Genomic DNA, 3,554 nt, shown 5'->3' on the forward strand with positions numbered 1-3,554 from the left:
TCAGGACGGCTGACGCCGGCCGGCCCAGGCACGGGCCACGGCCTCGGCCAATCCCGTCATCGTCATCGGCTTGGACACGTAGTCGTCGAAGCCCGCCGCCAGATACTGCTCGCGGTCACCGGCCATGGCATTGGCCGTGACGGCGATCACGGGCACGTCGCGCACGGGCGCCTCGAGCGCCCGCAACCGCGCGAGGCAGGCCGGTCCATCCATCACCGGCATCTGCACATCGAGCAGCACGAGATCGAACGGCTCGTCCTGCAGCCGCGCGAGCGCCTCCACCCCGCCGTCGGCCACGGTGACCCGATGCCCCTGAGGCGACAGGAACGCCTGCGCGATGCGGCGATTCACCGCGTTGTCGTCCACGGCCAGGATCCGCAGCGCGGGTACCTCCGCGTCCGCGGCGCCAGGGGCCGGCCCCCGCGCCGTCGAGGCCGGCGCGCCGTCGGGGACGGTGGTCACGGCGGGCACCTCGAACCAGAAGGTACTGCCGCGCCCCACCTGGCTCGTGACGCCGATCCGCCCGCCCATCAGCTCGACCAGTTGCTTGCTGATCGCCAGCCCGAGTCCGGTGCCGCCGAACCGCCGCGAGGTCGACGCGTCGGCCTGCACGAACTGCTGGAACAGCCGTGCCTGGGCCTCGGGCGCGATGCCCTCGCCGGTGTCGGCGATCTCGACGCGCAGGCACGGCCGCGCGGCATCGCCACGGTCGAGCCTGACGCGAACGGTCACGCTGCCGCACGCGGTGAACTTGATCGCGTTGCCGGTCAGGTTCAGCACCACCTGCCGCAGGCGCATCGGGTCGCCGGCGATCCAGCGCGGCACCTCGCGAACGAGCTCCTGCGAGAACCGGAGCCCCTTCTCGGCGGCGCGTGGACGCAGCAGCGCCATCACCTCGGCGAGCACCAGCGCGGGCTCGTACGGAATGGACTCGATCGCGACCTGGTGCTGCTCGAGCTTCGAGAGATCGAGGATGTCGTTGAGGATGCGGAGCAGCGACTCGGCGGAGGCATGCGCCGTGGCGGCGCGCTCGAGTTGCTCGGGCGTGAGCCCGCTGCGCAGCAGCAGTTCGAGCATCCCCAGCACGCCATTCATCGGCGTGCGGATCTCGTGGCTCATCGTGGCCAGGAACTGCGACTTGGCGCGCGTGGCCGCCTCGGCCTGCGCGCGCTCGGCGGCCAGGTCCTGCTGCACGCGCACGTCGCCGGAGATGTCGATGTTGACGCCCACCACGACGGGCGCGCCGTCCTGATCCAGCACCCGCGCGTTGCACCGGATGTGCCGGACCTCACCGGCGGCGGTGAGGATGCGGTACTGCGTCTGCAGGGGCGTCCGGTGCTCCACCGCCCCCATCAGGTCGTCGATCGCCGCGTGCGCGTCGTCGGGATGGACGATGCCGGCCCAGTCGCCGAGGGTCCAGCTGGCGCGCGGGTCGAGCCCGTGCATCTCCCACACCCGCGCGTCCCAGTCGAGCAGGCCGGACCGTGCATGGAACTCGAAGACCCCGACATCGGAGGCGGCGAGTGCCAGCCCGAGCCGGTGGCGTTCGCGTTCGAGGGCACGCTCGGCCGAACGCCGCGCGTGGACCTCGCGCGACAGGGCATCGAGCTGACCGGTCAGCCGCAGCAACGGATCGAGCGCCGCCGCGCACTCCGCCGCGTCGACAGCCTCGTGGCGGACCACCAGCAACGTCGAAGCGGGACCGGAGGCCGATCCGGGGATCGGCAGCACGAGCAGCACATCCCGGCGCACCCGCCGGGGGCGGCCGATGGCCGGCAGTCGGACCGGGACGGCGGATGCCTGGCGAGCGAGGCAGGCCTCGGCCCACGCGGGGGCGGCCTGGGCGACGCCCGCCGCGGTCCATTCGGTTGGCGCGGAGGGGCCGCGGTCGTGTTCGAGGACGACCTTCGGCGGCTGCTCGAGGTCGCCGGCGACGAGCGCCGCCCAGACGCCGTCGGTCAGGTCGAGGGCCGCGTGGAGCGCAAGGTGGCGGCATTCGTCGATCTCGAGGCCCCACAGCAACGCCTGCTGCACGCCCGCCACCGCCTCGTGCACCGACGCCGGAGCGCCGCCGCCCGCGTCGCCGCCCGCACCGGTGCCGGTGACGGAACCACGGAGATGGACGGCAGCAGACGACATCCTTGGCCTCGAGAGGGAGGGGCCGTGGCAGGCCACGCCTGCCGACACGTCCCTACCAATCGACAGCTCAGCCCTGTCGCTTGAGCTCTATTCCCCCCGTTGGATAGTGGGGGCCGGGGCCACCGGCTCGTCGATGTCGATCTGCACCAGGGCACGGCCGATCTGCAGTTGGTCGCCGTGGCGCAGCCGGACGCCGCGCGGGTCGCGGCGCGCCACCGCGATGACGTCGCCCTGCCGGAGGATCGCGGTCCCGTTGTGGCTGCCCTCGTCGTACACGCGGCAGGCGCCCGTCGCCGGGTCGACCCGCACGCGGGCGTGCACCCGGCCGACCGTCTCGGTCACGCCATCGCGCACGTCGAGGAACGCCAGGTGGTTGCGGCGCACGAGGCTGCCCTCGGCCGACGCGTCGGCCACCCGGCCGATGAGGATGGTCCCTTCCGTGAAGGTCAAGGCCTGCTCCACGGCAGCCCCTCGCAGGACGGTCGCCCTGAGCCGCGGCAGCGTCGCCGGCGTGGCGGGAGCCCGCTCGTACTCGACGACGAAGCGACGCCCCTCGTCGCCGGGGGGCTCGCAGCAGAGCGCCGCCCGGAGTCCCGCCGGCGCGTCGCAGCGGACCTCGGCCAGCCGTGCCCGCACGCGTGGCTCGAAGTCCGCGAGCACCGCCTCGATCGACGGCCACGATTCCTCGGGCGCCCACACGCGCAGCGTCACCCGCGTGAACGGAAACACGCGGCGCCCGGCCGAGGCCGGTTGCACCTGCCGCTCCACGTCGTCGAGTGCGGCCTGTGCGATCTCGAGCGGCGTGGCGTCGGGCGCGACGGGCGCGTCGAGGAAGGTGCGGAGGCGCGTCTGCAGGTCGCGTCCGAGGGCGGTGAAGGTGGTCACGTCCATGGGGATCAGCGGAAGTAGCCGAGCGCCCGTGCGGCGTCGACGATGTCGCCGGCGATGGGAGCCGCGGTGCGGCCGCCGTACCCGGCATGCTCGATGAGGACGGCGAACGCGATCCGGCGCGACCCGCCGTAGGGCGCGAACCCGACGAACCAGGAGTGGGCCGGTCGGCGGTCGACCTCGGCCGTGCCGGTCTTGCCGGCCATCGGCGTCGCGTTGCCGGCCAGGACCCGACCGGTGCCCGACGTGACCACCTCGCGCATGTCGCGCGCGAGGCGCGCCGCGTCGGCCGGCGCCAGCCAGGGGGTCCCGGCGTCGGCACCAGGTGCCTCGCCGACGACCCACCGCGCCGGCACCACCGTGCCGCCAGCGGCGATGGCCGAGGCGACACGCGCCATCTTCAGCGGCGAGGCCAGCACCTGCGCCTGTCCGTAGGCCGCGTGCGGCAACGTGTCGCGGAGCGCCTGCGGCGTCGACGGCCTGGCCACCTCGATCTGGAACGGCGACACGGCCTCGATCACCGGCCG

At 73.8% G+C, this 3,554-nt stretch carries 3 protein-coding genes; all 3 read right to left on the reverse strand.

Going from position 1 to position 3,554, the window contains the following annotated elements; translation table 11 throughout:
• Window positions 1-2,139: an ATP-binding protein gene (locus ACIRDX_RS21685; RefSeq protein WP_396627508.1), complete on the reverse strand. Its 2,139-nt coding sequence runs from the start codon at window positions 2,137-2,139 to the stop codon at window positions 1-3.
• A gap of 87 nt (window positions 2,140-2,226) precedes the next feature.
• On the reverse strand, window positions 2,227-3,030 hold the full coding sequence (locus ACIRDX_RS21690) for an FHA domain-containing protein (RefSeq protein ID WP_396627509.1): 804 nt from the start codon (window positions 3,028-3,030) through the stop codon (window positions 2,227-2,229).
• A gap of 5 nt (window positions 3,031-3,035) precedes the next feature.
• Window positions 3,036-3,554, reverse strand: a 519-nt coding sequence (locus ACIRDX_RS21695) for a penicillin-binding transpeptidase domain-containing protein (protein WP_396627510.1), incomplete at its 5' end; no start/stop codon positions are given.

Origin of the sequence: Luteitalea sp., from assembly GCF_044337415.1 — a bacterium.
Classification (GTDB): Bacteria; Acidobacteriota; Vicinamibacteria; order Vicinamibacterales; family Vicinamibacteraceae; genus Luteitalea.